The organism is Marinobacter daepoensis DSM 16072 (genome assembly GCF_000421165.1).
Classification (GTDB): domain Bacteria; phylum Pseudomonadota; class Gammaproteobacteria; order Pseudomonadales; family Oleiphilaceae; genus Marinobacter; species Marinobacter daepoensis.
Genome location: NZ_ATWI01000009.1, coordinates 200,926 through 227,586 on the forward strand (window position 1 = coordinate 200,926; position 26,661 = coordinate 227,586).

The 26,661-nt window shown below is 55.4% G+C and carries 28 protein-coding genes and 1 tRNA gene; 13 read left to right on the plus strand and 16 right to left on the minus strand.

All coding sequences use genetic code 11. The annotated features are described in order from the left end of the window. Window positions 1–244 precede the first annotated feature (244 nt). Both K325_RS0106425 and K325_RS0106430 read left to right on the plus strand, forming a co-directional pair. Complete coding sequence (locus K325_RS0106425; protein WP_029653445.1) at window positions 245–994, plus strand: electron transfer flavoprotein subunit beta/FixA family protein; 750 nt, start codon at window positions 245–247, stop codon at window positions 992–994. Then, window positions 995–1,942 carry an electron transfer flavoprotein subunit alpha/FixB family protein gene (locus K325_RS0106430; protein ID WP_029653446.1) on the plus strand — a complete coding sequence of 316 codons (948 nt, stop codon included), beginning with the start codon at window positions 995–997 and terminating at the stop codon, window positions 1,940–1,942. 30 nt (window positions 1,943–1,972) lie between these two features. Here K325_RS0106430 and K325_RS0106435 read toward each other — a convergent pair whose 3' ends face one another. Together K325_RS0106435 and K325_RS0106440 are read right to left on the minus strand one after the other, a co-directional pair. After that, window positions 1,973–2,428 carry a hypothetical protein gene (locus tag K325_RS0106435; RefSeq protein ID WP_029653447.1) on the minus strand — a complete coding sequence of 152 codons (456 nt, stop codon included), beginning with the start codon at window positions 2,426–2,428 and terminating at the stop codon, window positions 1,973–1,975. A gap of 12 nt (window positions 2,429–2,440) precedes the next feature. Continuing rightward, window positions 2,441–2,770, minus strand: a complete 330-nt coding sequence (locus K325_RS0106440; RefSeq protein ID WP_036193156.1) for a hypothetical protein — start codon at window positions 2,768–2,770, stop codon at window positions 2,441–2,443. 157 nt (window positions 2,771–2,927) lie between these two features. On the opposite strand from K325_RS0106440, the gene K325_RS0106445 reads away from it, so the two are divergent. Then, window positions 2,928–4,166 carry a saccharopine dehydrogenase family protein gene (locus K325_RS0106445; protein WP_029653449.1) on the plus strand — a complete coding sequence of 413 codons (1,239 nt, stop codon included), beginning with the start codon at window positions 2,928–2,930 and terminating at the stop codon, window positions 4,164–4,166. Between the two features lies 1 nt (window position 4,167). On the opposite strand, the gene cydC is transcribed toward K325_RS0106445, so the two are convergent. Genes cydC through K325_RS0106465 form a run of 4 tightly spaced genes read right to left on the minus strand, consistent with a single transcriptional unit; the run spans window position 4,168 to window position 9,897 of the window. Further along, the gene (gene cydC / locus K325_RS0106450; protein WP_029653450.1) at window positions 4,168–5,787 is read right to left on the minus strand and encodes a thiol reductant ABC exporter subunit CydC; all 1,620 of its coding nucleotides are present in this window, start codon (window positions 5,785–5,787) and stop codon (window positions 4,168–4,170) included. Continuing rightward, complete coding sequence (gene cydD / locus K325_RS0106455) at window positions 5,780–7,453, minus strand: thiol reductant ABC exporter subunit CydD (protein ID WP_029653451.1); 1,674 nt, start codon at window positions 7,451–7,453, stop codon at window positions 5,780–5,782. The genes cydC and cydD overlap by 8 nt, the downstream gene beginning before the upstream one ends. Beyond that, window positions 7,454–8,455, minus strand: a complete 1,002-nt coding sequence (gene cydB, locus K325_RS0106460; protein WP_029653452.1) for a cytochrome d ubiquinol oxidase subunit II — start codon at window positions 8,453–8,455, stop codon at window positions 7,454–7,456. Between the two features lie 2 nt (window positions 8,456–8,457). Continuing rightward, a complete protein-coding gene (locus K325_RS0106465; protein ID WP_029653453.1) occupies window positions 8,458–9,897 on the minus strand; it encodes a cytochrome ubiquinol oxidase subunit I in 1,440 nt (479 codons plus the stop codon). A 185-nt stretch (window positions 9,898–10,082) separates the two neighbouring features. Between K325_RS0106465 and K325_RS0106470 the strand changes: the two genes are divergently transcribed. The 6 genes from K325_RS0106470 to K325_RS18235 all read left to right on the plus strand — a co-directional run bounded on the left by K325_RS0106470 (window position 10,083) and on the right by K325_RS18235 (window position 15,868). Further along, the gene (locus tag K325_RS0106470) at window positions 10,083–10,712 is read left to right on the plus strand and encodes a class I SAM-dependent methyltransferase (RefSeq protein WP_029653454.1); all 630 of its coding nucleotides are present in this window, start codon (window positions 10,083–10,085) and stop codon (window positions 10,710–10,712) included. 89 nt (window positions 10,713–10,801) lie between these two features. Continuing rightward, window positions 10,802–10,888 (plus strand) — tRNA-Leu (locus K325_RS0106475). A gap of 229 nt (window positions 10,889–11,117) precedes the next feature. After that, window positions 11,118–12,293, plus strand: coding sequence for a nucleoid-associated protein (locus K325_RS0106480; RefSeq protein ID WP_029653455.1), 1,176 nt, complete (start codon window positions 11,118–11,120; stop codon window positions 12,291–12,293). A gap of 7 nt (window positions 12,294–12,300) precedes the next feature. Further along, entirely contained in the window at window positions 12,301–13,632 is a 1,332-nt protein-coding gene (locus K325_RS0106485; protein ID WP_156836574.1) for a hypothetical protein, read from the plus strand. 842 nt (window positions 13,633–14,474) lie between these two features. Then, on the plus strand, window positions 14,475–15,137 hold the full coding sequence (locus tag K325_RS0106495; RefSeq protein ID WP_156836575.1) for a hypothetical protein: 663 nt from the start codon (window positions 14,475–14,477) through the stop codon (window positions 15,135–15,137). Between the two features lie 185 nt (window positions 15,138–15,322). Beyond that, window positions 15,323–15,868, plus strand: coding sequence for a hypothetical protein (locus K325_RS18235; protein WP_051146582.1), 546 nt, complete (start codon window positions 15,323–15,325; stop codon window positions 15,866–15,868). 77 nt (window positions 15,869–15,945) lie between these two features. On the opposite strand, the gene K325_RS0106510 is transcribed toward K325_RS18235, so the two are convergent. After that, the gene (locus K325_RS0106510; RefSeq protein WP_029653460.1) at window positions 15,946–16,680 is read right to left on the minus strand and encodes a THxN family PEP-CTERM protein; all 735 of its coding nucleotides are present in this window, start codon (window positions 16,678–16,680) and stop codon (window positions 15,946–15,948) included. 199 nt (window positions 16,681–16,879) lie between these two features. Then, window positions 16,880–17,029, minus strand: coding sequence for a hypothetical protein (locus K325_RS18670; protein WP_169441767.1), 150 nt, complete (start codon window positions 17,027–17,029; stop codon window positions 16,880–16,882). Between the two features lie 149 nt (window positions 17,030–17,178). Here K325_RS18670 and K325_RS0106520 point away from each other — a divergent pair, with 149 nt between their 5' ends. After that, complete coding sequence (locus K325_RS0106520; RefSeq protein WP_029653461.1) at window positions 17,179–17,970, plus strand: enoyl-CoA hydratase; 792 nt, start codon at window positions 17,179–17,181, stop codon at window positions 17,968–17,970. Here K325_RS0106520 and K325_RS0106525 read toward each other — a convergent pair whose 3' ends face one another. The 3 genes from K325_RS0106525 to K325_RS0106535 are packed head-to-tail and all read right to left on the minus strand — an operon-like array spanning window position 17,971 to window position 20,165. Then, the gene (locus K325_RS0106525) at window positions 17,971–18,462 is read right to left on the minus strand and encodes a DUF192 domain-containing protein (protein ID WP_029653462.1); all 492 of its coding nucleotides are present in this window, start codon (window positions 18,460–18,462) and stop codon (window positions 17,971–17,973) included. After that, a complete protein-coding gene (locus K325_RS0106530; protein WP_029653463.1) occupies window positions 18,459–19,220 on the minus strand; it encodes an ABC transporter permease in 762 nt (253 codons plus the stop codon). Before K325_RS0106530 ends, K325_RS0106525 begins: the two co-directional genes overlap by 4 nt. A 24-nt stretch (window positions 19,221–19,244) precedes the next feature. Then, window positions 19,245–20,165, minus strand: coding sequence for an ABC transporter ATP-binding protein (locus K325_RS0106535; protein ID WP_029653464.1), 921 nt, complete (start codon window positions 20,163–20,165; stop codon window positions 19,245–19,247). Between the two features lie 132 nt (window positions 20,166–20,297). Here K325_RS0106535 and K325_RS0106540 point away from each other — a divergent pair, with 132 nt between their 5' ends. Continuing rightward, the gene (locus K325_RS0106540) at window positions 20,298–20,747 is read left to right on the plus strand and encodes a hypothetical protein (protein WP_029653465.1); all 450 of its coding nucleotides are present in this window, start codon (window positions 20,298–20,300) and stop codon (window positions 20,745–20,747) included. A gap of 40 nt (window positions 20,748–20,787) precedes the next feature. Next, the gene (locus K325_RS0106545; protein ID WP_029653466.1) at window positions 20,788–21,084 is read left to right on the plus strand and encodes a hypothetical protein; all 297 of its coding nucleotides are present in this window, start codon (window positions 20,788–20,790) and stop codon (window positions 21,082–21,084) included. On the opposite strand, the gene K325_RS0106550 is transcribed toward K325_RS0106545, so the two are convergent. From K325_RS0106550 to K325_RS0106565, 4 genes are all read right to left on the minus strand, one after another. After that, a complete protein-coding gene (locus K325_RS0106550; protein WP_029653467.1) occupies window positions 21,077–21,637 on the minus strand; it encodes a hypothetical protein in 561 nt (186 codons plus the stop codon). The genes K325_RS0106545 and K325_RS0106550 overlap by 8 nt on opposite strands. A gap of 137 nt (window positions 21,638–21,774) precedes the next feature. After that, window positions 21,775–23,241, minus strand: coding sequence for a PhnE/PtxC family ABC transporter permease (locus K325_RS0106555; protein ID WP_029653468.1), 1,467 nt, complete (start codon window positions 23,239–23,241; stop codon window positions 21,775–21,777). Between the two features lie 18 nt (window positions 23,242–23,259). After that, entirely contained in the window at window positions 23,260–23,910 is a 651-nt protein-coding gene (locus K325_RS0106560; RefSeq protein ID WP_029653469.1) for an ATP-binding cassette domain-containing protein, read from the minus strand. Continuing rightward, window positions 23,910–24,782, minus strand: coding sequence for a putative selenate ABC transporter substrate-binding protein (locus tag K325_RS0106565; RefSeq protein WP_476738561.1), 873 nt, complete (start codon window positions 24,780–24,782; stop codon window positions 23,910–23,912). The genes K325_RS0106560 and K325_RS0106565 overlap by 1 nt, the downstream gene beginning before the upstream one ends. A gap of 172 nt (window positions 24,783–24,954) precedes the next feature. On the opposite strand from K325_RS0106565, the gene senB reads away from it, so the two are divergent. Continuing rightward, window positions 24,955–25,920: a selenoneine biosynthesis selenosugar synthase SenB gene (senB, locus tag K325_RS0106570; protein ID WP_029653471.1), complete on the plus strand. Its 966-nt coding sequence runs from the start codon at window positions 24,955–24,957 to the stop codon at window positions 25,918–25,920. A 45-nt stretch (window positions 25,921–25,965) separates the two neighbouring features. On the opposite strand, the gene K325_RS0106575 is transcribed toward senB, so the two are convergent. Then, complete coding sequence (locus K325_RS0106575; protein WP_029653472.1) at window positions 25,966–26,625, minus strand: helix-hairpin-helix domain-containing protein; 660 nt, start codon at window positions 26,623–26,625, stop codon at window positions 25,966–25,968. Window positions 26,626–26,661 lie beyond the last annotated feature (36 nt).

Here is a 26,661-nt window from a genome sequence, read left to right on the forward strand (position 1 = left end):
AAAATGCGTATAGACGACAGCCCGAAGCCGCTAATTACGGCTCTTTGTCCCAAAAGGATAACGCATTTGTAGTTTCAAACAAACGTTTGTTTGAAATCTGCACTAACCTTTGGCATTGTACGTATACACCGAAATATCGTGTGTTTTGAGTCGATTTTTAGTATCGTCTCATTGTCAGGTCGGGTCAACCCGGTCCTTTGACTGTGAAGACTCATTAAACCCATCGTAGAAGAACGAGGAATCTATGAAGGTTCTGGTCGCTGTAAAACGAGTTATCGACTACAACGTGAAGGTGCGCGTCAAGCCGGACAACACCGGTGTTGACCTCGCCAACGTCAAGATGGCAATGAACCCGTTCTGCGAAATCGCAGTTGAAGAAGCGGTTCGTCTGAAAGAGAAGGGCGTTGCCAGTGAAATCGTGGTTGTCTCCATTGGCCCGAAGGCCGCTCAGGAGCAAATCCGTACCGCTCTGGCCCTGGGTGCTGACCGTGGTATCCACATTGAGACTGACGAAGAAGTTCAGTCCCTCGAAGCGGCCAAGCTGCTGAAGGCTGTTGTTGAGAAAGAAGAGCCGAAGCTGGTTATTCTTGGCAAGCAGTCCATCGATTCCGACAACAACCAGACTGGCCAGATGCTGGCTGCTCTGACTGGCATGGGCCAGGGCACCTTCGCCTCTGAAGTGGTTGTTGATGGTGACAAGGTTAACGTAACCCGCGAAGTAGACGGCGGTCTGATGACTGTTGCTCTGAACCTGCCGGCGGTTGTTACCACAGACCTGCGTCTGAACGAGCCGCGCTACGCTTCTCTGCCGAACATCATGAAAGCCAAGAAAAAGCCGCTGGACTCCGTGTCTCCGGCCGATCTGGGCGTTGACGTTGCCGCACGCCTGTCCACCCTGAAGGTCGAAGCCCCGGCTGCACGCCAGGCTGGTATCAAGGTGGCTGACGTAGCTGAGCTGGTGGATAAACTGAAGAACGAAGCGAAGGTGATCTAAATGAGCATCCTGGTAATTGCTGAACACGACAACAGCAGCCTGAAACAGGCTACTCTGAACGTTGTAGCGGCTGCCAAGGCCATCGGTGGCGACATCGACGTGCTGGTTGCCGGTGAGAACGTAGGCGCCGTCGCTGAAGCCGCTGCCAAGGCAGAAGGCGTGAACAAGGTACTGGTTGCCGACAACGCCGCTTACGGTCACTTCCTGGCAGAAAACCTGTCTGAGCTGGTTGCTGAAGTAGGCAAGGGTTACAGCCATATCCTGACCTCTGCCGGCACCACGGGTAAAGACTTCATGCCGCGTGTTGCTGCGCTGCTGGACGTTGCCCAGGTTTCTGACATTATCCGCGTTGAATCTGAAGACACCTTCGTGCGTCCGATCTACGCAGGTAACGCCATTGCGACCGTTAAGGCAAACGACAGCATCAAGGTAGTCACGGTTCGCCCGACAGGCTTCGATCCGGTGGCTGCTGAAGGTGGTTCTGCTTCTGCTTCTGTAGAACAGCTGGACGTGGTTAAAGACGCCGGCCTGTCTTCCTTCGTTGGGGAAGAAAAAGCCCAGTCTGACCGTCCGGACCTGGCTTCTGCCGGTATCGTTATTTCAGGTGGTCGCGGCATGCAGAACGGCGACAACTTCAAAATGCTGGAGCAGGTTGCCGACCTGATGGGCGCTGCAGTTGGCGCTTCCCGTGCTGCCGTTGATGCCGGCTTTGTACCGAACGACATGCAGGTTGGTCAGACCGGTAAGATCGTTGCTCCGCAGCTGTACGTTGCGGTTGGTATCTCCGGTGCCATCCAGCACCTGGCGGGCATGTCTGATTCCAAGGTGATCGTTGCGATCAACAAGGACGAAGAAGCCCCGATCTTCCAGGTGGCCGACTACGGACTGGTTGCAGACCTGTTCGAAGCGGTACCGCAGCTGGAAGAGGAACTGAAGAAAGTTCTGTAACTTTCGGATGTTCTCTGCGAAGAAGGCGCCTCAGGGCGCTTTCTTTGTTTTTGAGACCATGCGTTTCTCAGCTTTGCTGATGATCAGGGTGTCGGCGAGGATATGAAGCGCCCGGTTGGTGGTCCTGACCGCCTTATAAACCTGCTCACTTTTCTGCTGGTGGGACTCCTGAACGCGGCGGGCACTGTCCCGGAACCCGTCATCCCGCGAAAACAGATCGATCAGGCCGAACGTGGTATTGGCGATGGCCCTGTGAACCTTTTCAACCGCCGTTGCTCCCCCGGCAACTGTATCTTCCAGAAGCCTGGCCCGGTTGCGCACTTCCAATAGATCCATACGGCTTTTCTGGATGGCACTCAGAGCACCGATCCGGTGGGCGTTCAGTATCCTCAGGTTGCGCCGATTGTGGCTGGCGACCTGTGCGGCAGCCGTCAGGAGCCCGGCGGTGGCCAGCAACCCCAAAGCGGCGAATGTCAGTGCAGGCATCCCAGGCTCCGGTCAGCGATACTCAATGTGCATATCAACGTCAATCTCCCGCTCCTCCAGTTCTCGCTCCAGTTCCTTCATGACCTCCTGATACACCATCTTTCGGGCCATAACGGGGAGCCGGTCTGCCAGCACCCGGCCGGTGCGAGATTCCCGTTTCGCCAGGGCAATCGGGTCCCGGACCCGCAACGTAAGAATCAGTTCCGGATCGCGGGCCGTTTCGCTGATATTCTCGCTCTCCAGCATCCGGCCGATCATCCGGCGCTGCTCAATTACCTGCCAGAACAGCAGGGCGGCGCATGCCAACAGCATCAGGCTGGTCAAGGTTAAAAAAATCGTCAACGGCGGCTCCTCCTTTCGGGAATAAGCAGAGTGTGACGCACAACAGAGAACAAACGATTGGCCGGCCCGACGCCCACCCGGGACCACGGGGGAAAGTCGCAAGGCTTGGAAAACCTGTTACCATCCAGTCATACATTTGTTTGAAAAAGGATCAGAAATGACAGACTCCAACGCTGCGAACTATGATCTTGTCGTGTTTGGCGCCACCAGTTTCGTCGGTCAGATTCTGGCCCGATACCTGGTAGACAACGAGGCCGCCCAGGGGCTGAAGTGGGCCATTGCCGGCCGGTCTGAAGTCAAACTGAACCAGCTCAAGTCAGACCTGGGCAGTGCCGCCGCCGAATTGCCGGTTATTCTCGCTGATGCCTCAGATGAAGCGGCACTTACGGACCTGTGTAACCAGACCCGAGTGGTAATCTCAACCGTTGGGCCTTACGCGTTGTTTGGCGAAACTCTGGTGAAGGTCTGCGCGGAGACAGGCACGGATTACTGCGATCTGACCGGCGAGGTGCAGTGGATACGCCGCATGATCGAGCGCTATGAAGAAAGTGCCCGAAAATCCGGCGCACGGATCGTTCACTGCTGCGGGTTTGATTCCATCCCTTCCGACATGGGGGTCTGGTTTCTTCAGCAACAGGCAGAAGCCACTTTCGGAAAACCCTGCCAGGACGTAAGAATGCGAGTGAAGGTCGCCAAGGGCGGGCTTTCTGGCGGGACCGTCGCCTCCATGATCAACATCGCCAAAGAAGTTGGCGCGAATCCGAAACTGCGAAAGGAACTGGCCAACCCATTCTCCATCTGTCCGCCAGAGCACCGCTCGGCCAAACGCCAACCCAGCATTAAGTCTGCGGAATTCGACAAGTATTTCAACGCCTGGCTGGCGCCGTTTGTGATGGGGGCCATTAACACCCGGGTGGTGCATCGCTCCAACGCGTTACAGGGCGCCCGGTATGGCAAGGAATTTACCTACGATGAGGCCATCATGACAGGCAAGGGCGCCAAAGGCAGGCTGTCGGCCTATGGGATGGTGGCGGCGCTTGGCGCGTTCTTTACCGCGTCGGCCATCAAACCGACCCGTTGGGTGCTGGAGAAACTGGTACCTCAGCCAGGTGAAGGTCCTAGCCCGGAAGACCAGCAAAACGGCTTCTACGACATCCGTTTCGTGGGCCGCACCGATGATGGCAAAACCATGATCACCAAAGTGACAGGCGACCGGGACCCGGGGTATGGCTCCACCGCCAAAATGCTGGGCGAAGCCGGTCTATGCCTGGCATTTGACCTCAAAGACGACGTAGCAGGTGGCTTCTGGACCCCGGCCTCTGCTTTAAATGGCAAACTGCTGGAACGACTTCAGGCGAACGCGGGCCTCACCTTCGAGGTGGTAGAAACCCGCTGAGTCAGCCCAGATGCAGTGTGTGGCCGGATGCCAGCAGTGCTTCCGGCCCATGCCCGAGGCAAACCACGGTGCGCCCCTCCAGCCAGTGGCTGATGTGGGGAGAAATCCGTTGACGGGTTGCCTCGTCCACCCCGGTAAACGGCTCGTCCAGAATGATGACCGGGGCAGGGCTCAGCAGCGTTCTCGCCAGCACCAGCCGACGAGCTTCTCCGCCAGACAGACGGTTGCCCGAACTGCCTAGCCACGTTTCGAGCCCGTCGGCTTCGCGGGAAAACCGGTCGGCCAGTTCTACCAGTTCGAGAACCCGCCAGAGTTCACGGTCTTCGGCCGAGGGGTTGGCCAGCAGAAGATTTGCTTTCACGGTATCCTCAAAAACCACCGTTGCCTGGGTGAGATAGGCGCAGCCTGCCGATTGCACGGTGCCTCGAACGGGGGGAAGGAGTCCGGCCAGCGTATCGGCCAGGGTAGATTTACCGCTGCCTGAGACACCAACAATACCGATGGTGTCGCCATGGTTGAGTTCCAGCGTAAAGTGGCTCAGTAACGGTGAATACCCGGGATAGCCAGCTGTGATTTCCCTCGCAGACAGCGCGATTGGCGCTGGTACATTGAAGCCCGGTTTCTGGCTGACGGAATCATCGTGTATGGGGTTGCTGTCGGCATTCAGGCGCTGGGCGGCGGCGCGGGTGGCGCCGAGTTTGCTGAATGCCTCCGGCAGCATCGCGTAGACTTCAGCCAGACCTAGCAGGGCTATGGGCAGCAGCACCAGCACCGGGCCGGAAACCAGCCCCCCCGAAAAAAGCTGAAAACCCAGCCAAAGCGCAAGAACTGCAGCTACGTTGATCAGAAAGTGTGAGATGGCCTGATGCCACCCGGCACGCGTGTCGATTTTTGCCTGAAGTCGTGAGAGCTCCAGGCCCCGCCGCATCAGCAGTGCGGTCTGTTTTCCGGTTCGGCCAGCGGCTGTGAGCTCAGCGTAGCCCTCCAGGTGTTCAATCAACTCGGCCCTGAGCTGCTCCTGTTGATCGCTGACCTGGCCAGAGGCCACCAGCGTGCGCCGATACACCAGCCAGGTGGCTGTCATCAAAGCCAAAGAGAGCAGCACCAGCAACATCATGGCCGTGGTGCCATCGAACAATATCCAGGCCATCCCCGCCAACAGCAGAGTTACCACGCCAGCCAGGGCAGCGGGTGCGATCAGCCGCAGGTACAGCGTGTCGAGTGCGTCCACATCGGCGGTCAGACGCGACAGCCACTGGGCACCGGAACGGGCACCTCGCTGAGTTCTTGGGCTGGCTGCCAGCCGGTTGAAGAACGCCACGCGGATGTCGGTCAGTAACTGCAAAACGGTGTTGTGGTTAAACACCCGCTCAAGGTATCGGAAGACCGTGCGGGAGACCGCGAAAAACCGAATGCCGCTTCCCGGCACATAGAGGTTAATGTAAGCCGCAACCCCCGCAGCCAGCAACAAGCCTACCAGTGCGGTCTTGGTGAGAAACCAGCCTGACAACGCCAGAAGCGCAATGCCCGAAAGCAGGGTGCCTAACAATAAACCAGCACCCACCGTGAGGCGGCCTTTGCGTTGAAAGATCAGCTTCAGCCAGGGGCGAAGTTCAGGCATCTCGCACCTCACCGTTGTTCACAATCAACACCCGGTCTGCGAGCGTCAGCAACGCCTGGTGATGGGTAGAAAACACCAGTGTTTTGCCGGATTCACTCAGTTTGCGCAGGGCCTCCAGAATGAACACCTCGCTGGTCGCATCCAGGCCAGCGGTGGGCTCATCAAGCAGGATGAGGGAATAATCCGCCAGGAAAATCCGGGCAAGACTGAGGCGTCGGGCCTGCCCGCCCGACAGCCCCTGACCATCTTCGGCGATACGGCTGTGAATGCCTTCAGCGCGGCTGTCGATCAGCTCTCCGAGACCAACTTGCCTCAACGCGGTTTCAATGGCGATATCGGAAGCCTCCGGGGTGGTCAGCCGCAGGTTATCCGCCCAGGTCCCCTGGCTCCAGAACCCGCGCTGGCCCAGCCAGCCAAAAGGCTGTTGCCCGGGGGCTTCGCCGAACACCATAACGGAGCCTTGGCTGGGGGCAATAAACCCTGCCAGCATGTGTAATAAAGTGGATTTTCCGCCCCCGGACGGACCGGTGAGCGCCACAACCTGCCCAGAGCCAATGGACAGGCTCAAATCCTCAAAAAGCGCTGGCCCGTTTCCGTAACGCACGCTGACGCCCTTCAGGCAGAGGGCGTCTTCCGGGGCTGTATCAAAAGCCTCAGAAGCTGCCGTTTCGCCGACCGGTTGCTCCAGCCGAGCCAGAAGTTCAGCGGCGGCACCCAGGGCGGCTGCACGGTCGTGATAATGCTGGGACAGCGTGCGTAGCGGCTGGAAGAATTCGGGGGCAAGCAAAAGAATTAATAAGCCACTGAATAGAGTCAGCTCATCACTGGGGCCAAATTCGATATAGCCGAGCAGGCCGAAGCCGATGTAGATCGCCAATACCGCGATGGCCACCGAAGCAAAGAACTCCAATACCGCAGACGACAGAAAGGCGACTTTCAGGGTTTTCATCGTAATGTGCCGGTATTGGTCGGACCGGGCTTCCAGAGTGCGGCTGGCATACCCGGTCTGGCCGAAAAGCTGGAGCGTGGTCAGCCCCCGGACCTTGTCCAGAAACTGTCCCGACAGCCGACTGACGATTTCAAAATGTTGCTGATTCAGCTTTTCCGCGCCCATGCCAACCAGAGCCATGAACACCGGGATCAGGGGAGCGGAAAGCACCAGAAAAATACCCGCCAGCCAATCCAGGGAAAACACAACAGCGAGAATGGCCAGTGGAATCACCACAGACAGCATCATCTGTGGCCGGAACCGGGCAAAGTACCCATGCAGGGCGTCGACATGGTCCAGCCACTCTCTGGCCAGGGAGGCGGCCGATGTGTCGGCAAGCGCCACCGGGCCGGCAGCATTCCAGTGCTGGTGCAATTGCCGACGGGCGTCGCGCCGGACCTGCTCACTGCATCGGGCTGCAAACCGGGCCTGGAGGCCCTGGCCCATGGCCCTAAGCACTAGCACGCCCAGCAACGCGATGAAGCCGGGCGTGAGGTCCGAAACCGGCACCTTATCAATCACTCCCTGGTGCACCAGCCAGGCCAGCAACACCATCTGTGCGATGGTTGCGGCCCCGGCCAGTGCGCCCGCCAGAACGGTAGCGGTTATCCAGCGCTGGCTATTGCGGGCAAGGCCTGATAGCCAGCGATTGACCTTGGCACGGGCGGGATCAGCCACTTAGTGGTATCCCTCTCCCGCGCGGACTTTGCCGCGGAACACCCAATAGGTCCACGCGGTGTAGACCAACACAATGGGGATAACGAACAACAGGCCGAGCAGCAGGAATAGCTGTGATTCGTAGGCAGATGCCGCATCCCAAAGTGTGTAGTTGGGTGGCACCACATACGGCCATTTGCTAACCACAAGCCCGAGGTAGGTCGTAATGAACAGCCCCATGGTGGCAACGAACGGCATGCCTTCAAACCGGTTGCGAACCGAGCGCCAGATCTGGAAAGCGCACAGCAGAGTCACTGCGGGCAGAATCCAGATTACGCTCAGATTGGAGAACCAGCGTTCACGCACCGTGTCGTCCACAAACGGCGTCCACACGCTGATGATTCCGAACACCACGAGTACCGCAATCAGCAAAGGCGTTGTAATCCGATAAGCCCATGCCTGAAGGTGCCCCTCGGTTTTCATGATGAGCCATGTAGAGCCCAGCAAGGCATAGCCTGCCAGCATGCCCAGGCCGGTGAGAATGGTGAACGGCGTGAGCCAGTCCAGAGCACCGCCCACATACACACCATCAACGGTATTGAAGCCTTGAATATATGCGCCAACCACCGCGCCCTGGGCAAACGCCGCGATGGTGGAACCACCCGCGAACGACCAGTTCCAGAGATAGCGGGACGTCCGCGCCTTGAAGCGGAACTCAAAGGCAACGCCCCGGAAAATCAGGCCAGCCAGCAACAGGAATACACCAATGTACAGGGCCGGAAGCACAATGGTGTACACCATTGGAAAAGCAGCCAGCAGCCCGGCACCGCCCAGCACCAGCCAGGTCTCGTTGCCGTCCCAGACGGGGGCAACCGAGTTCATCATGGTGTCCCGGTCGTCTTCCGACGGGGCAAACGGGAACAGGAGGCCCACTCCCAGGTCGAAACCGTCCATCAGCACATACATGATGATGCCGAAGCCAATAATAAATGCCCAGATAAGGGCGAGATCAAACAGTTCCATAGTCAGTGCCCTCCGTCATTCATGGGTTTTGCCTGATGTACACCGCTCTGGCCGGATTCGATTTCAAACGGCACGTGCGCGGCGGAAAGCGGGCGGGCAGGGCGGTCTGACGCATGCTCTTCGTCATCAGCATCTTCCAGCCCAACGTACAAAACGCGCATCAGGTAGTAGACACCGGCTGAGAACACCGCCGCATACACCAGGATATAACCAATCAAGGTGAACAAGGCCATGCCGCCGGTGAGGGAAGGCGTCACCGATTCAGCCTGGGTCATCAGGCCATAAACCAGCCACGGGGCCCGGCCAACCTCGGTCACAAACCATCCGGTCAGTACTGCGAAGAAGGGCGCAATGCTCATGAAACGCAGCCCCTGCAGGTACCAGCGGGCCTTATAGAGGCGCCCCCCGGAACGCAGCACCAGACCGGTAATCGCGAACAGAATCATCAACATGCCAAGGCCAACCATCACCCGGAATGACCAGAACACAATGGCCACAGGCGGCTGCTCTTCAACCGCCACTTCATTCAGGCCCGGGACCTCACCATCCCATTCATGGGTAAGGATGAGGCTTGCCAGGCTTGGAATCCCGATTTCGAAATGGTTGGTCTGGTTTTCCTGATCGGGAATGGCAAACAGCAGCAGCGGCACGTTGCGGGACGTTTCCCAGTTACCTTCCATCGCTGCCACTTTTACCGGTTGGTGCTCCATAGTATTCAGGCCGTGGAAATCCCCAACCACCAACTGAGCCGGAGCAATGATCAAAAGCAGCCACAGGCACATAGACAGCGCCTTACGGTTTGCCTCTACCTCACGGCCGCGCAGCAGATACCAGGCACTGACCCCGGCCACCACAAAGCCGCCAGTCAGGAACGACGCAAGAGCCATATGCATGAAGCGGAACGGGAAGGAGGGATTGAAGATGGCATCACTCCAGGACACCACGTGGAAGATGCCGTCACGAAGCTCAAAGCCTGCGGGGGTCTGCATCCAGCTATTTGCCGCCAGAATCCAGAACGAGGAAATAAAGGTACCCGTGGCAACCATAATGGCGGCAAACAGGTGAACCCCGGCGGGCACCTTATCCCTGCCAAACAGCAACACCCCCAGGAACGCCGCCTCCAGGAAGAAGGCCGTGATCACCTCATAGCTCAGGATTGGCCCAAGGAAGTTGGCCGAGGCCTGTGAAAACGCACTCCAGTTTGTACCAAACTGAAACGACATCACAATGCCAGAGACCACACCCATGCCAAAGACCACCGCGAAGACTTTGGTCCAGAAACCGGACAGCTTGGTCCACACCGGATTACGGGTTTTGAAGGCCAGGCCTTCAAGTACCGCGATGTAAGACGCGAGCCCGATGGTAAACACAGGGAAAATGGCGTGAAATGACACGACAAACGCGAACTGAATTCGCGATAGGATGAGGGGATCGAGTTCCACAGGAACCTCCGGTAACTCTCACAAGTCATAACAAACGGGGCCAGCGCACCCGTTCAGCCGCTGCCTTAGGTGATCTTGTTATGTTGTTATTACCGGCAGATGATTACGATGCTACTAAAAACGTAGCAGATTACGATAGGGCAGTTTGTCGCACCCCTTGATATAAAACAATGACGGTGAGCGAAATGAGCTTTTACGAGGACCGGATTCTACCCCATATCATAGATAAGGCCTGCTCCATGGGGCAGGTAATGAAGCTTCGGAGCCAGGTAGTGCCGGAAGCCCGAGGGACGGTTTTGGAAGTGGGGATGGGCTCAGCTATTAATCTGGACTTCTACGACCCGAGCATCGTAAAGCGGATCTACGGGCTTGAGCCCTCGGCAGGCATGCGGCGAAAAGCCCAGGCCAACCTCCAGCGCAGTGGCATTCCCGTGGAGTGGCTAGACCTGCCTGGCGAAAAGATTCCGCTGGAAGACAATAGCGTGGATACCGTGCTGCTTACCTTCACGCTTTGCACCATCCCAGACTGGCACGCGGCCCTGCTTCAGATGAAACGCGTACTCCGCCCGGGCGGCAGCCTCCTGTTTCTTGAACATGGTGAATCACCAGACGAGGCCACGCGCAAATGGCAGCACCGCATTACCCCCGGCTGGCGAAAACTGGCCGGCGGTTGCCATCTGAACCGGCAAATTGCCGATCTGATTAAGGAAGCCGGGTTCGAAATTCAGACGCTGGAAAACCTCTACATTCCGAAATCACCTAAAATTGCGGGCTACGTGTACAAGGGCAGGGCAATCAAGCCAGATAAGGGGTAGTGGGTGCCAAAACACACAATGCAGAATCGGAATTGCGTTACGCCACCGGCCCTTATACAATTCCGCCCTTCAATAATCTCCCCTCCGATGCCCGGATGGTGAAATTGGTAGACACAAGAGACTTAAAATCTCTCGGCCGTAAGGCCGTGCCGGTTCGATTCCGGCTCCGGGCACCATATTTTTCAATAGGTTATAGCCGGTCACGCATTGGGCTAGAAGAAGCTGCTCCTAAATGTAGACAATCGGCAGCTTGTAGGTTTCCAGTCGGCACTAAAAAGGCCTCTCGCGAACTTTCGCCAATGCTGGCTTGGCTAGGTTGATTTATCGCTATAAATCATACACATTCCTACCAAGCTATTGCGAAGGCTTGCCTTCTTTCCCATTTGCCACAGGATGAGGCTACCTATGGAGAATACCGTTAGTCAAAAAACTGCCAGCACGGCTGAAAATAACCCTGAAACTGATGGTGACATTGCGGAACAGAAGCTGAATAAATATAAGCTTACGCCTATTTTTGCAGTTACTGGCTTACTAGAAAAACAGAAAACTCCTGCAGGTGCTTTATTCAAAAAATCACTTGGCAAGCTTTGGGATGTCACTGACCAAATTTCTCTTGATTTTATTATTGAGATCGAGAAACGGTTTCGCCGAAAAAATAAACATTTTGGGTATTTTTCAAAGTATTCGAAGTCGATTCCGAAGGAATTAAAAAAGTATTTCGAAGCACCCGAATCGACCGCAAAGAAAGAGTTTGTAAGCTTCTCTGATTCGATAATGGTGAGTTTGAGTACTGCTGCTGAAGAGGCTAGGGGCCCCTCTATGGCCGGCGGCAACGTCGTTATCATGCATTATAAAACTCACGAAGAAGACGATTTTGGCAAGTTACTGATCGTGTTTTTGGATAAAAAGGGCATGTTCGATTTCGATGATGACCTTAGACCAGAGAAATTGGAACTCATTGACACGACAGCAATCAAGCAGGCTGCCTCTGTGGACTTAAATCTGATGTCTGTTTGCTTTCCCAATAATGATGGGAAAGCGTATTTAAGGTTTATAGAGGGGAATTCAAAAAGCGAGTTCTTTAAGACCGCTATTGGGTGTGATATCAGTGCCGACAACTCCACAAGCGTTGATGCCATTCAAAAGGCTTTAGAAGACTTTATTGAGGCAAAAAATATTGACATAAAGGTAGCCGAGGACCTCCGGACTGGCGTCGAAGATCTTTTACTCTCCTACTCACGTAAAACCGAGCCTCTTAGCATTAAATTAGTACAAGAGCGCGTTGATACCGTTTTGCCAGAAGGTGACAGCTCAAAGGGTGTGTTTTCTGCTTTCGTCAATGATAACGAATACCCAGTTAGCCCCTGGTTCTCTCCGACTAACTATCAAGCTAAAAAGTCTGGCAGGATCACGCTCAAAGACGGAAGCAAGGGTTATGAGGCTGAAGTAAATAAGAATTCGATCGGCAGCATGAATTCTGGAAAACCAGTTAAGGTTTCTAGTGATGGCGAATATTTGATGTTCCCTATTGATATTGAAAATAAGGAACTTATATTAAAGATCGCGGGTTTGAAGAATTGAAATGCTCGTGTCAAATTTTGATTACCTACCACTGATTCAGTTGTTATGTAGCGCGGATACTGTCCGCGTTGAATCTGATACTTTTGTTTTTTTGAGGTCATCTGACGATAAAGCCAGTATAGATACAGTTCTCTCTTCTGCTGGTTATCTAGATGAGACAAGGAGTAAGGATGGTGAGCTTTACTTTACGCTTAACGCAGATCGCTGGGATGAACTTCCTCCTATATATAAGAATGCCAAAGCTTGGTGGGACAAAAACAGTCGAGCAACTCAACTAGACACTCACTACTACATCGTCGACTTGGGAGTTTCGTCTATCGATGACGATACTCCACCGTTGATTACAGCAAGCAAGGCGACTATTGAGTTTCGGAGTTTGATTGTTGAGTTGTCCGATCACCAAATCGAAGCTGAGAATACTTCGCTGTTTTTTGTTCATGACAAAGAGGAACCCATTAAGCTTCGGATAAGCCTTGCGATATCCTATGAAGAAGTTGTAACACTGTCGAAGATCCCGCTTTCTTTAGAGGCTATTTTGTCGATAAAAGCGAACTTGTGTCATGACGACCCTCACCAAAAAGAACGCAATGAAGTAATGCGGCGATCCATTGTCAAAATGCTTGAGGGCGAACATGGTCAAGAGGGGTTGTTTTTTTTACTAAACAATTTTGAAGAATTAAAAAGAAAATACAAAGAGCAATATGATCTTTATGTCCATAATTTTTCTGTTAGCAAGCTTCTTAGTGAGATAGATCAGAGAAGTTTGGAGTTTAATTCAAAATTAATGGACTTTATTTCTAGTAGTCAGAATAAAGCGCTCACGATTCCGGGGGCTCTGATTGCAATGGGAGCCTTGGTCAGATCCAAAGGTCTTATCGAAATATTTTTAATCCTGATTGGCGTTTGGATGGTAAAACACCTGGTTACTACGGCCAATGAAATTTTACGTGGTACTTTTGAGGATTTAAAGTGGCAAATAGATACCTCTTTTAAGAAATATAAATCGTTGAGCGAGGGGCATGAAGTTTATGAAAGTGCTCAACAGAACCAAGATAAATTAACTAGCAAGATTACAAAAGCCGAGGAGAAAATTCGAAACGTTGATAAATTGGCTCGTGGTACATTTTGGGTAGCAGTTCTTTATAGCCTCTGGCTAGCGTTTGATTCATACCAATCTAATGGAAATTCGGTTACTTCATTTTTTGAAGTACTATCATCAGTTTTCGACTTAATTAGTTTGAAAGTATCTGAAATTTTCTCAGCTTTGGAAGCTTTCTTTCTCAACTGGCTTGAACATTCGGCAGTACAGTTATTAACAGAACTCCAAGGTGGCCGGTGAACCTCACCACTCAGCTTCTCCCAGACATAAGCGGGGGCGTCGGGCAATTTGGCGATTTCCGCTTCTGTCGGCTCCCGCACCTGGGTTAACTGCTTCAGGCGGTCCAGCCAGGAGGAACCGGGATTAATCTCGGGTTCTGCCTTTTTCAGTCGCTTGATCTCCCATCGCAGTGTTCGCGCGATCCAATACCGGCCTTGATCGAACAGGCCAAACAGCTTGCCTTTAGCGGGTTCGCCATACTGGTTAACCGGGCTGTCCAGATATTCGCCGGTGATCCTGATCAAACCCCAGCCATTTTCCTGAATCTGATGTTCTTCAAACCAAGCAAATTTAAACACGTGGTGTATGAGTCTTTTGCGCTTGTCAGCCTGCGCGCAAGCCACTAACATCGCTCGGGCATCAAATGGATTGATGAACAACGGACAAGGAAAAAAGAACAATGTCCTACCAGATCTACCTCACCGGTGGGGAGGGGTTTACGGAAGCAATTCTTCCCTCATTGTTTCACCCCTCTGAAGCCGTCACCATTGCCCGCAACTATTTTCAGTTCGGGTATCGTGGCGCTCCCATTGATTTTGCACCAGATATCCCGCTGGCCAGTGCGCCGGACCTCAATACCAGCGAGCTACAGGACCTTCTCTACCAACTGCAGGTGGGACACATGGTTTTGGGGAGTAGGGAAAAAGCACCCCAAGGCTTGTTTCAGGCGCCAGAAATCGGCGCACTCCATACTTCTGCATTCAGCCCGGAACGCTTGCGCCCCGATTTACCCGACATCTTGCGCCGTAAATTGCAGAATAACTGGCCAACCGCCCGGGGCGTTGGTCCTTCGGCTCCCTATAGTGATAGCGCTGGTCCCCAGCGCACGCGAGCGAACCTATACCCCGGAGCCTGTGGTAGAGGGGGCGCTCATTTCCGGAGAGTACGGCCTCAGCATTCATTACCAGTGGCCCGATGGCACCGGGGTTGCCCATCTGCCTTATCAGGTGTGGACGGATGGGGGCATAGTTAACGGCAAGCTGGATGCTCAGGGCAAAGCCTCTGTGGAGGGGCTTGCGCACTGGCACGCCACCGTATGGTTAGCGCCAGACGCCGACGATGATGCGGTGCGCCGTGAGCGTAAAGCGATTCAGGAAGGGCTGGGCGAATTGCTGGCCCGGGAACGAAAGGACGCCGAAGCCCGGGCGCAAGAGTACGAGGCGCTGCCTTGGTATCAGAAGCCTGTCTCGAGCGCAGACGCGTTGTTTCAAGGTGCGTACGACGCGGGTGTCAGTCTTTTTGAATTCGTTGCGGGCCTTAATGAGGTTACCCATCCGGGCAAGCGTTTACTGGATGGGCTCTCGGCAGCGTGGGGCACCTGGAAAGATAACGGAGACGATGGCTGGTACGACACGTTCAATCAGAAGTACGAAGAAGCTTTCCTATCTGATGTGGGGCTCGACTTGTCTGAGGTTAAGGTCTTTGAAACCCGTTTTAGCATTCAGAAGAACACCGGAGCAAATTAGTATTTTACAGGCAACGGTCTCACCGAAATGACCAGAGCGACAGGGCAGCGCCCTGTATTCGGAGCTGTGGAAGCCTTCAGCTTGCACAAGAGCCCCCAAACCTTCCGGCAGATGATGGGCATGGATGGAGGCCCCCAGTGGGTTGAGTTGGTGGACCTGAAACCGATTAATTTAGGAGTTGAGTAATGGCTTACCCGAAACTGCCTGAGTGGCCGATCATCGACCCGGAGAACCCACCAGAAGGTTATGCCAAGATTGCTCATGGTACCGATAAAGATCGTGGGGATATCCCGTGGGACTTTTTTGTTACGGACAAACATTTGTTGCTAGTTAGCAAAGAGTTGGTTCAGCTTGATGAAGATGATCCAGGCGAATTTGTGACAGAACAATACGAATACCCCCTTGGCGCGGCCCGATGGTTTGTGGACACCATCGCGCGTTTCTTTCTTCACCCGGATCACCCTAAGGCGGTGCCACGGGGCGCGATTACCGTTGAGGAAGAGGTGGATGGAGAAATGTTGGGTGTCACCCGGGGCGCGCAATACGGCAGCGTGCTGAAGGGGATTCCTGGTTATTCCCTGGACAACCTGAATCGTTATGCTCATACCACCATCCGGACCAGCGACAACTGGTGCCAAATGTTTGAAATGGGCGACCCATGGCTGTTTGATCAGGGCTTGCTGGATGTGTTCAAGGGCATTGCCGAGCGCCATGAGCGGGGGGAGTTTTAAGCTGCTTCCGCTTGCCGGGCTAAAGCCCCTAAAAAACCGAACCCATCCCTAGGTACGGATTTTCATCAAAGGGCCACTCAGCCCGCTTTTACCATCCGCTTACGAACGCCAAAACCGATCAGCCCAAGGCCAAGCAGGGCCAGGGTTGAAGGTTCCGGTACGGATGCAACCCGGGAGGTGATCACACCTTTCAGCGTGGCGGTGTTGTCGAAGTATTCCTTGGTCCAGAATTCGCTGGCGAGGGCGCCACCGAAGAAGAATCCGGAGATATCGACAAAGTAATTCACCCCGTCAATCAGGAAAGAGTCGGAGGCTCCCACGTTCAGTGAGAAGGTGACTCTGTCTGCGCAACCGTTAACGTTAACACCAACGCCGTTGGCACCGCCATCGGCACAGGGGTTGCTGCCGTTCGGGGTTTCCAGGTGCTGGAACTCGAAGACGGATGAGACCGTTTCACTGATGCCGTCGATCATCAGATCGGTCTGAACGGTGAGTTCGGCCGAGCTCAGGGCTGTGCCGGTAATGGGCCAGTTGAAATGGGTGAAGGTGCCCAGATTGAAATCCACGTTTTCGGTTACAGTGGCGGTGGGGGGAGCAGAGCCATCAAACCGGTAACCGCTTTGCTGGTTCTGAATGTTGGCCGGGGTGCCCCAGCGGATTTCGTTAGTGCCTCCGCCAGTGACTGTCGGCGCGGAGGGGTTGGTGGTGGTCCAGGTGCCGGTCACACTGGTCAATTCAATCAGGGCGGCCTGCGCAGAGCCTGCGGCGAACAGGGCCACTGCGGCGCTGGCAATCATTGTGTTTTTGATCATGGGGGGACTCTCCCTATGGGCTTTGTTGGTTGTTAGAAGGCGCTCATGGGGGAACCCTTGAGCGACCGATCAATAACAGCAACTAGAATGCCCGAAATGAAAAAACGCCCTTTTTACAAAGTGAAACAGGCGTCATCTTTTGGATGGATGACGCCCGGATCGGGAAAGTTGTAAAAAACATCGACAGGCCGAGTGCAAACTATCGGTCCGGGTTACTTTGCTCTGGCAATGGCTGGATTCGGTTGATATCACCCGTTGGGACGGCGGGATCGTCTTTCAGGATCACGAGAATGGCCCCCGCGATAATGGCAATGCCAACGAGCGCTTTCAGCAAGGTTGAGCGGAACACAGGCGCCTCCTTTTTATCGGCTTTACTGTTACCCTGAGGGCATTCAGGCAGATTGCAACAATTGGCCTAAGGTCGGTTCGACACATCCGGTTAGGTTGGGAATACTGACTTTCCTACAAAAACAGTTAAGGCAAATAAGGGGACGTTGTATGACGATGGCATCTGAAACTCTGGTGCGGGTACGCACCGAGAACGGGGTAACCACGGTTACGCTGAATCATCCGGAACGCCGGAACAGCCTGTCTATGGCCATGCTCGAAGCACTTTCAGACGTGTTCACCCGGATTGCCGCGGATGATGAAACCCGGGTGGTGGTGCTTGCGGCAGCGGGTAATGTGTTCTGTGCTGGCCACGATCTGCGGGAAATGCGGGAGCAGTTTGGCAGCCATGATTTTCAGCTTCGGTTGTTTCAGCAGTGCAGCAAGGTCATGCAACAAATCGTCAATCTTCCCAAACCGGTTATTGCGCGGGTAGCCGGTGTTGCGACAGCGGCCGGGTGCCAGCTTGTGGCCAGTTGTGACCTGGCGGTGGCAGAGCAGGGGGCAAGGTTTGCGACCCCGGGTGTGAACATTGGTTTGTTCTGTTCAACGCCAATGGTGGCGTTGTCCCGGAATGTCACCCGTAAACACGCCATGGAAATGCTGCTGACCGGGGAGCTGATTGATGCCGCTCGTGCCGAGCAGATGGGGCTGATTAACCGGGCGGTTGAGGCCGAAGCCCTGGATGAGACCGTCTACAGAATGGCCGCCACCATCGCAGGCAAGTCGGGCCACACGTTGAGAATCGGAAAGGAAGCGTTCTATCGGCAGTTGGAGATGCCGTTGGATCAGGCCTACGACTATACCGCCGAGGTAATGGCCGGTAATGTTCAGGCCAACGATGCGCAGGAAGGTATTTCCGCCTTCCTGGATAAGCGTGATCCCACCTGGAAGCACGAGTAATCAGTCGGTGCAGGCGGTCGCCTGGTTCAGGATCAGGCGATCTCCGGTGATAATTCCATGGTCGGCAAAATACCCGGCGTTCATTTCCACGGCACTCCAGTATGAAGCTCCCGCAGGGTAGCTGGGGCAATCGCCGCTGCGCGATGACGCGCAGGGATGCATTTCACGAATATTGACGATCACGCCTTGCTGATCGAGAAACGCAATGTCCAGCGGCAAAAGGGTTTTATACATCCAGAACCCTTGCTCTGACGTTCGCTCATAGCCGTAGGTGAACAGCATGCCAGCGTTCTCTGCCAGTGCTTCCCGCCCCATGAGCCCCTTTTGCCGGTCGCTGCTCTGACTGGCGACCTCCAGTACCACAGGATGCTGCCCGGAGGCGGCTACAAAACAGCCCTGCGAGACCGGCAGGTGCTCCGGGCCTTTGGCGTCTGCCAGGCCACAGCCAGTCAGTGCCGCTGTAGCAAACACGATCAGTGCCCGGGTGATCATGAGCGGAGCCGGTAGCCGGTTTTGAAAATCCACCACACCGCGGTCATACACATGGTCAGGAAGATCAGGGTCATACCCACGCTGATGCCGACATGGACATCGGATACGCCGTAGAAAGCCCATCGGAAGCCGCTGATCAGATAAACCACCGGGTTAAACAAGCTGATGGTTTGCCAGACCTCCGGCAGCATGTCGATGGAATAGAACGTGCCACCAAGAAAGACCAGAGGAGTGACGATCATCATCGGGACGATCTGGAGTTTCTCAAACCCATCGGCCCATATGCCGATAATGAACCCGAACAGGCTGAAGGTTACCGCTGTGAGCACCAGAAACGAGAGCATCCAGAAGGGATGGAGGATGGAATAGTCCACGAAAAACCTGGCCGTGGCCAGAATGATCAGGCCAAGAATCACCGCCTTGGTGGTGGCGGCGCCAACATAACCCAGCACAATTTCGAGATAGGAGACGGGGGCCGACAGAACCTCATAGATGGTGCCCGAGAACTTCGGCATGTAGATGCCAAAGGAGGCGTTGGAAATGCTCTGCATCAGCAGCGAGAGCATCATCAGGCCGGGAATGATGTAGGCCCCGTAGCTGATGTTGTCGATGTCACCCATGCGCGACCCGATGGCCGAGCCAAACACCACGAAGTACAGGCAGGTGGAAATGACGGGCGAGAGTACACTCTGCATGACTGTGCGTTTCATGCGGGCCATTTCGAATTTGTAGATTGCTTTGACGCCGTAAAGATTCATCAATCTCTCCGTTCGTGCGGGTGGTTACTCATGCACCAGGCCCACGAATATCTCTTCCAAGGAGCTTTCCCGGGTGCGCAGATCCCGATATTCAATATCCAGCTCACCCAGCGTGCGAAGCAGGCGGGCAACCCCGGCCTGTTGCTGCTGTGAATCGAAGGTGTAGATCAGCTCATAGCCGTCTTCCGACAGTTCGATGGGCTCCAGCGTCAGTTCGCCGGGCAGTTTGTCCATCTTGTGCTGAAGCTGCAGCCGGAGTTCCTTTTTGCCGAGTTTCGACATCAGGCGATCTTTATCCTCCACCAGGATGATTTCGCCCTGGCGGATAACCCCGATACGATCAGCCATTTCTTCGGCTTCTTCAATGTAGTGTGTGGTCAGAATAATGGTGGTGCCGTTTTCCCGGAGCTTGCGCACCATTTCCCACATGTCGCGTCGCAATTCAACGTCCACGCCGGCGGTGGGTTCGTCCAGGAACAGAATTCTCGGTTCATGGGAGAGGGCCTTGGCGATCATGACCCGGCGCTTCATACCGCCAGACAGCGACATGATCCTGTTATTGCGTTTGTCCCACAGGGAAAGGTCTTTCAGGACTTTTTCAATGTGAGCCGGCTTGGGCGGCTTGCCGAACAGGCCCCGGCTGAAAGACACGGCATCCCAGACTGTCTCGAAGGAATCGGTGTTCAGTTCCTGCGGTACCAGGCCGATGGCCTCACGGGCTTTGCGGTATTGCCTGACGATGTCATAGCCGGCGGCTGTTACCTCGCCGTCGCCTTTATTGACGATACCGCAGATGATGGAAATCAGGGTGGTCTTGCCGGCACCGTTAGGCCCCAGCAGGGCAAAAATCTCGCCGGGATAGATCTCCAGGCTCACGTTCTTCAGCGCCTGAAAACCATCTTCGTAGATTTTGTTCAGGTGCTTTACGGATATGTCCGGTTGCACGGCTGTTTCCTGTTCTGTTGAAGGTAAACCAGAAAGCCGCGTATTTTCTCATGCTGGCAGCCGTTTAGAAACCTTTGCTATGTCGGGATTTATCCCCATAATGCCCCCTTCAGTCAGGTTGTGGGGCAAGGTATGTTACGAGCCATCGGTGTTCTTGGGGGAGTGGTTGTTGCCATCGCGTTGTGGGTGTTCGGCCCGCAGTGGTTCGACGATGCCAGCCAGGCCGAGAGCCAGCCCGAATGCGATCTTCTTTCGGGCCCCTGTACCTGGGAGGCGGACAACGGTCTCTGGCAGGTGGTGCTTGAACGCATGGAAGCCGGGGATCAGGGCATGGAGTATCAGCTGGGAATCACCGTTCCGAAGGCGCCGGACCGGTTTCTCGCGGTGTTAAAAGGGCAATCCATGTACATGGGGGAGTATCCGGTCCCCATGGAACGCCAGGAACCCCTTCGGTACCAGGCCACGTTTACGGCACCGTTTTGCACCACGGGAGCCGATATGGTGTGGCGTATTGATCTTCAGGATGGCCAGAAGGTGATCGAAAATGTACCGTGGACACTGGTCTTTCATGCCGAAAAGTAGTTAAAATCCCAAAAATAGTAATAAATTACAGGGAAAAGTGATGGATTACGGAGAAAGTGTTCAGAAAGTCCTCCTGCGGAAGATCCGCAAGGCCGAGCAGGATCTTCTGCAGCTCAAACTCGACTATTGCCGTTTTGTTTTTGGGCTGACTCACCGCACAACGGTGACCTCGCAGGGCCAGTCCTGGGTGGTCCGGGCGGTGGATGTAGACTCCATGGCCTACACCGACGACGGCGAATTCACCAAGCCGGTCATCACCGGAACCTCCGTTACTGACGAATCCGCGAAGGAAATCATCACCCTGGGAACCGACTGGCAACTGGAAGCTGCTAGATAAAAGCGTTGCTGGTGACCACCTCGTAAAGAGCTGAGCAGGCCGGAACGTGTCGATTGGCCTGCCAGAATTCCGCACCTTCCAATCCCGCCCGATAACAGGCGAGCAGTACACTGCTCTGAGTCAGCGTGGAGATGGCCTGCAGCGCTTCAGCTTGCCGAATGCCTGTTTTCCGGCTCACGATCCCGGCAGCCATGCCAGCCAGCGCTTCGGAGTGGCGAACAGGCTTGGGGCTGAGCGCACAGCTTGCACCATACAGCCAGGCGGCGGCGTAGGTCTGCACCGCTTGCGGTGCGTCGGTCAGAATCAGCCCATTTACCCGGCAGTCCCGTTCCTGCAACCCGGCCAGAATGTGAAGCTGAGAAAACAATTCGGTGCGATCCGGGGGCGCAATGCCTTGAGACACGCCGGAACGTGTTGCTTTCTGCCCGGTAACGTTGTCTGCGGAGGCCGGCACCAACAGGTCCGATCTGGACAGGCTCACCATTCGGGCAGCCAATAGCGCCAGCAAAGTCAGTAGCCCCACTTCGGTGGCGGTCACCAATCCATGGACCATCGGTTGCGTCTCCTCGAATTATGCAGGTAATAAAGGTGCTGATTGTAACTGTGTGTAACGTGGAGGGCAGGGGGCAAGCCTCAAAATGCCGATAAGGTCGGGGTTTCGGTTGAAAACTGTGATGCTTGTCCCAGTGGTCAGCAGCTCGGCATTGTCTGAAGCGCGAGTTTTCTGCGGATGAGCCGCCCCAGAGCGTCGATACCAATGTTCAGAAGTGCAGTAATCAGGATCAGAATCATGGCGCGGTCAAACTGGATGTTCTGGATGGCGCTGTCGACGTAGAAGCCCAGGGTGTAGATGCCGAGAATCCCGAGGATGGCGGTTTCCCGCATGATAATTTCCCAGCGGTAAAACAGAAACGCCAGAAAAGAGCGGTAAACCCGGGGCACCAGCTCCCAGCTGTAGCGGGAAAGCCCCTTGGGCGCATCTGGCCGAAGTTTCAGGCTGTTGGTCTGCCGCCCGATCAGATGCCCAATGATGCCGCCATTATGGAGAGCCAGCGCGACCACCGCGGGCAACATGGATGGCCCCCAGAGCTGCAGCAGAATGTAGGCCAGAATGTATTCCGGGGTGGATCGCGCAATAACCAGAAATACATGGCCGGAGGTGCGCCGGACTGGCCCTCCGAAGTGGCTTGAGATCAGTGGGAAGGCCAGAAGAGCCAGGATGCCGGTGGCCACCAGTGCGATCTGGGTAAGCACTACGGTATTCCAGATGCCGGGCAGCGCTTCGGTAACCATGACATCGCCGAACCAATGCGTGAATGCCGCCAGGCCCTCTCCGCTGCGGATAGGCGACGGAATGATGTCTTCTGTGAAAAAACGCTCCACATTACCCCAGACAATGGGCAGGCCTTCGCCAAGAAAAAACGGTGCCGCGAGAATATAGAAAGGCAGCAGTTTGGGCCGAACCCACAGTGGCATGGTGGCAATCAGCAGGTAAAACAGGATCAGCATGGCACCGGCATCGGAATACAGGCCCTGAGAAAACGACGATTCCAGATAAAACCCCAGGGTTGGCAGCCCGACAAAGCCCAGGATAGCCGACGATCGCAGGCCACACTCCAGGCGGTAAGCGGTGTAGGTTCTCATCTGGACCCAGCAATCCGGGATGCGGGCGTAGAGAAAAGCGGCCAGGGACGATGTTCCGGGTGGCAGCAGGCGCGCGGGCTCCGGGTCTGCTTCGTCCAGTATTTCCGAATAGACTTTGGCAAAGATACCGGCGTAGGGGATCGCGATGGCCAGCACGCCGGTCAGTGGGTGAAAACCAAAAAACTGTAAAAAAATCAGCGCCCAGAAAAGCTCGTGGATGGCGCGGATAAAAGCGCAGAACACCCGGACCGGAAGGGAGCGGTAAACCAGGGCCAGCAGAAATCCGCAGATGCTGCCCAGCGTTACTCCGACAAACGCGAAGGCGACGGTGCGCAGAAGCGCCGTCATCAGCCCTTCTGTACTGAAAAAGTTTGGCGTGGCAACGCCGAGAAAGAACTGGCCGAGATCCTGCCAGGGGTTGGCCGTGGTGATCGCAATGTCCGCCACCAGAACACCTGCCACAGCCAGGGCAAGAAACAGAAAGCTTATCCGGACGGTGGGGTAGGCAAACATGAGGCGAATCAGGGCCTGTCAGTAGAGTTCAGAGATATCGGCGGTGGTCAGCTGGCTGGCTGGTGCATCCAGCGCAATCTGGCCGTCCTGAATGCCGATAATACGGGAACAGTGAGCGAGGGCCATCTCTACGTCGTGCAAAGCGACGATGCTGGTCGCAAATTGCTGGGTAAGCATAGCCATGACCTGCCAGGCCATAGGGCCGTCAAGAGCGGAAATCGGTTCGTCTGCGAGCAGGGTCGGGGCCTGGCGATAAATGGCCCGGGCAATGGCCACGCGCTGGCGCTGGCCGCCGGAGAGCGCTGCGGTCGGAACCCACAGTTTTTCAGGGATTCCCAGTTCACGGAGTAGGGTCCGCACGGCGTCTTTATCTCGCCGGAAAGGGCGGACAAGTGTCACGGTGTTATACCAAGAAGGGTGCTGGTCGAGCTGCCCCATAAAGACGTTGTGGAAGACGGGGAGTGCATTCACCAGCCCCAGGTTTTGAGGGATCAGAGAAGCCTCGCCATCCAGCCGGTCATACAGCAGCCGGATCAGGGTAGATTTGCCAGCACCACTTTTACCAACCAGTCCAACGTGTTCCCCCTTCTGTACGGAGAAAGAGAGCGGGCCAATGACCCGCTCTCCGTCAAAGCTGGCTGTCAGGCCATTAAAATCATAGCCTGACATTAATCGAGGATTCCGATGTTTTCCGCCGTCGCACGAATGGGCTCATAGTCATCGTTGGAGGCGGGAATGAACCCCGAGCGAGGGAAGCTCTCCAGCAGTGCCGGGTCATCAAGGCTCAGCAGGGCTTCGGTAACCTTCTGCTTGAACCCTTCTCCGAAACGCTCATCGACATCCCCGCGGATGGTCCATTGGTAATCCGGGTAACTTGGGGTTTTCCAGACAACCTGAACGGCGTCGGTGTCAATGTTGCCGTTTTCCAGCTCTTTCTCCCATACCTGAAAGTTGAGTGCGCCGACCTGATAGGTGCCGGCTTCCACCAGTCGCAGTGTACGGGTATGGTTGCCACTGAATCCAACACGAGAGAACAGATCTTCTGGTGCTTTGCTGAACACGTCACGTAGGTAGAATTCGGGCATCAGACGGCCTGAGGTTGAGCCCTTTGAACCAAAGGTAAAGGTTTTACCGGCCAGATCGTCGCCCAGCTCGTCCAGGCTGTCGGCTGGCTTTACCCCGGAGGCGGTGTTGGCAATGAAATAGGTTTCGAAGGCTTCGTCTTCAACGCCCTGAGCGATGGCCTCTGACCCTGGCACCAGGCGCCGGGCCTGTACGCCGGACAAGCCGCCGAACCAGGCCAGTTGAACCTGATTGTTACGGAAGGCAGAGACCGCAGCAGCGTAGGACTTGACCGGGATGTAACGCACCTCAACGTCCAGTTGCTCCTGCAAATAATCGGCTACTCCCCGGAAACGCTCGACCAGCTTGGTTTCGTCTTCGTCCGGTATGGCGGTAAAGACAAAAGTGTCGGCCTGAGCGGAACTGGCGGCAGACAGGGCAAGAAAGCCGGCGGCCAGCCATTTTTTCAAAGGGCTCATTGTCATTGTGATTCATTCCTTTGCGAGGTGTGGGGTGAAAAACCGAAACGGTTAAAACGAACTGGTTCAGGATACCGCGATTTCAGTGAACTCTGAACCGGTATACGCGGTCTGGCTTTACCTGGAGCTGTACCAGAGGCAGAATTTTCATGAATTCCTATAAGTGGTCACCATGAAACTGACAATTGTGACGCCGGCGGGGCCGGATTCAAAAGCGGGCAATCGCGCAACGGCGATGCGTTGGCAGCAGTTGCTTGAATCAGCGGGCCATCAGGTGGAGGTACTGACGGATTATCAGGGCGAAGACACCGACTGCCTGTTAGCGCTTCACGCCTGGCGAAGCGCCAGTGCAATTAAAAACTACCGGGCCGCGTGGCCGGGAAAGCCCCTGATTGTGGTGCTGACAGGCACGGACATTTACCGGCATCAGCATGAGTTTCCGGACATTACGCTGGCATCGATGGATACCGCCGATCTGCTGATTGGCCTCCATGACCGGGTAGCCGATGATATCCCGGTGCGGTATCACGATAAGCTGCTGTGCCTGCGGCAATCGGCGCCGGAACCTGCCGTCAGGGGCGGCTCCCGTGCCGAACCCGGTCAGTTCCAGATCTGTGTTATAGGCCACCTGCGCGACGAAAAGGATTCGCTTCGTGCGGCCTGGGCCTGCGATCATCTGCCGGAGGAGTCCACGATTGTGGTGTCGTGTGCGGGCAAAGCGCACAGCGAGGAATGGCGCGAAAAGGCTCTGGATGAAAGCCGGTCGAACCCTCGCTTTCATTACCTCGGAGAGCTGAACAAAGCCGAACTTGAAAATCTGATGGCGGTCAGTCAGGTGATGGTCATCAGTTCGATCATGGAGGGCGGGGCCAACGTTGTCTCAGAGGCGTGCCGGGCGGGATTGCCCGTGCTGGCGTCGGATGTTCCCGGGAATCGCGGGTTACTGGGAGACGACTACCCAGGATACTTTCCGGTGAAGGATGATCAGGCATTGGCTCGGCTGATGTGGCGGGCAGAGTCCGACGGTGACTTCCTGGCACGGCTGAGGGCCGGGGTGGAGGCGCTGGCTCCGACGTTCACGCCGGATCAGGAACGGATTAGCCTTGAGATGGCATTGGCAAGAATCAAAAAGGGGTAGGCCAAAGCCCACCCCTTTTATTCGATCTGGTCTTGTTTCGGCCAGTTATGAAAGCACTTTGCTGGCTTCGGCAGAGAACTGGCTGAAGCCTCTCACGCCTTTGAAGGCCTCCAGTTTCTGCTTGTCGGCATCACTTGGGTTGGCGATCTGTTCAATCGACGTAATGCCGGCTTCTTTCATTTTTTTGGCGGTGGCCGGCCCAATTCCCTTCACGCGGGTCAGGTCGGAATTGTCCGCGGGCTTGGCGGCCTTGTTCGGGGCCGCCGCTTTGGTGGTTTTGGGTTTCGCTGCCGCAGGTTTCTTGGGAGCAGGCTTGGCAGGCGTGGCTTTTTTAGCCGGGGAGGCCTTCTTGCTCTGAGGTTTGCTTTCCGTGGCTTTCGCTTTTGCCGGTGCTTTGCTCTCCGGGGCTGATTTCTCTGAGTCTCGGGAAGCTACGCCAAGCTTTTCCAGCAGCGCAGATTGCAGTTCATGGAACTCGTTCATGCGGCGTTCAAACTCATCGTTGAAGCGCTTCATTTCCCGGTCGCGGAGTTCGTCCATGTCCTTGAGGAGCTTGCGTACGGGCTCCTGAACCTGGCTCTGCAGCGTATCGAACTGCTTGAGTGCGTCGTTGATCAAACCTTCGATCTGGGCCGAGGTTTTTTCAAATTCCTTATTCACTTTCTTGACGATCTTATCAACGCTCGGTTTGGCTTTTTTGGCCATGGGGTATGTCTCCTTACGAAAGGGATTGCAGATGAA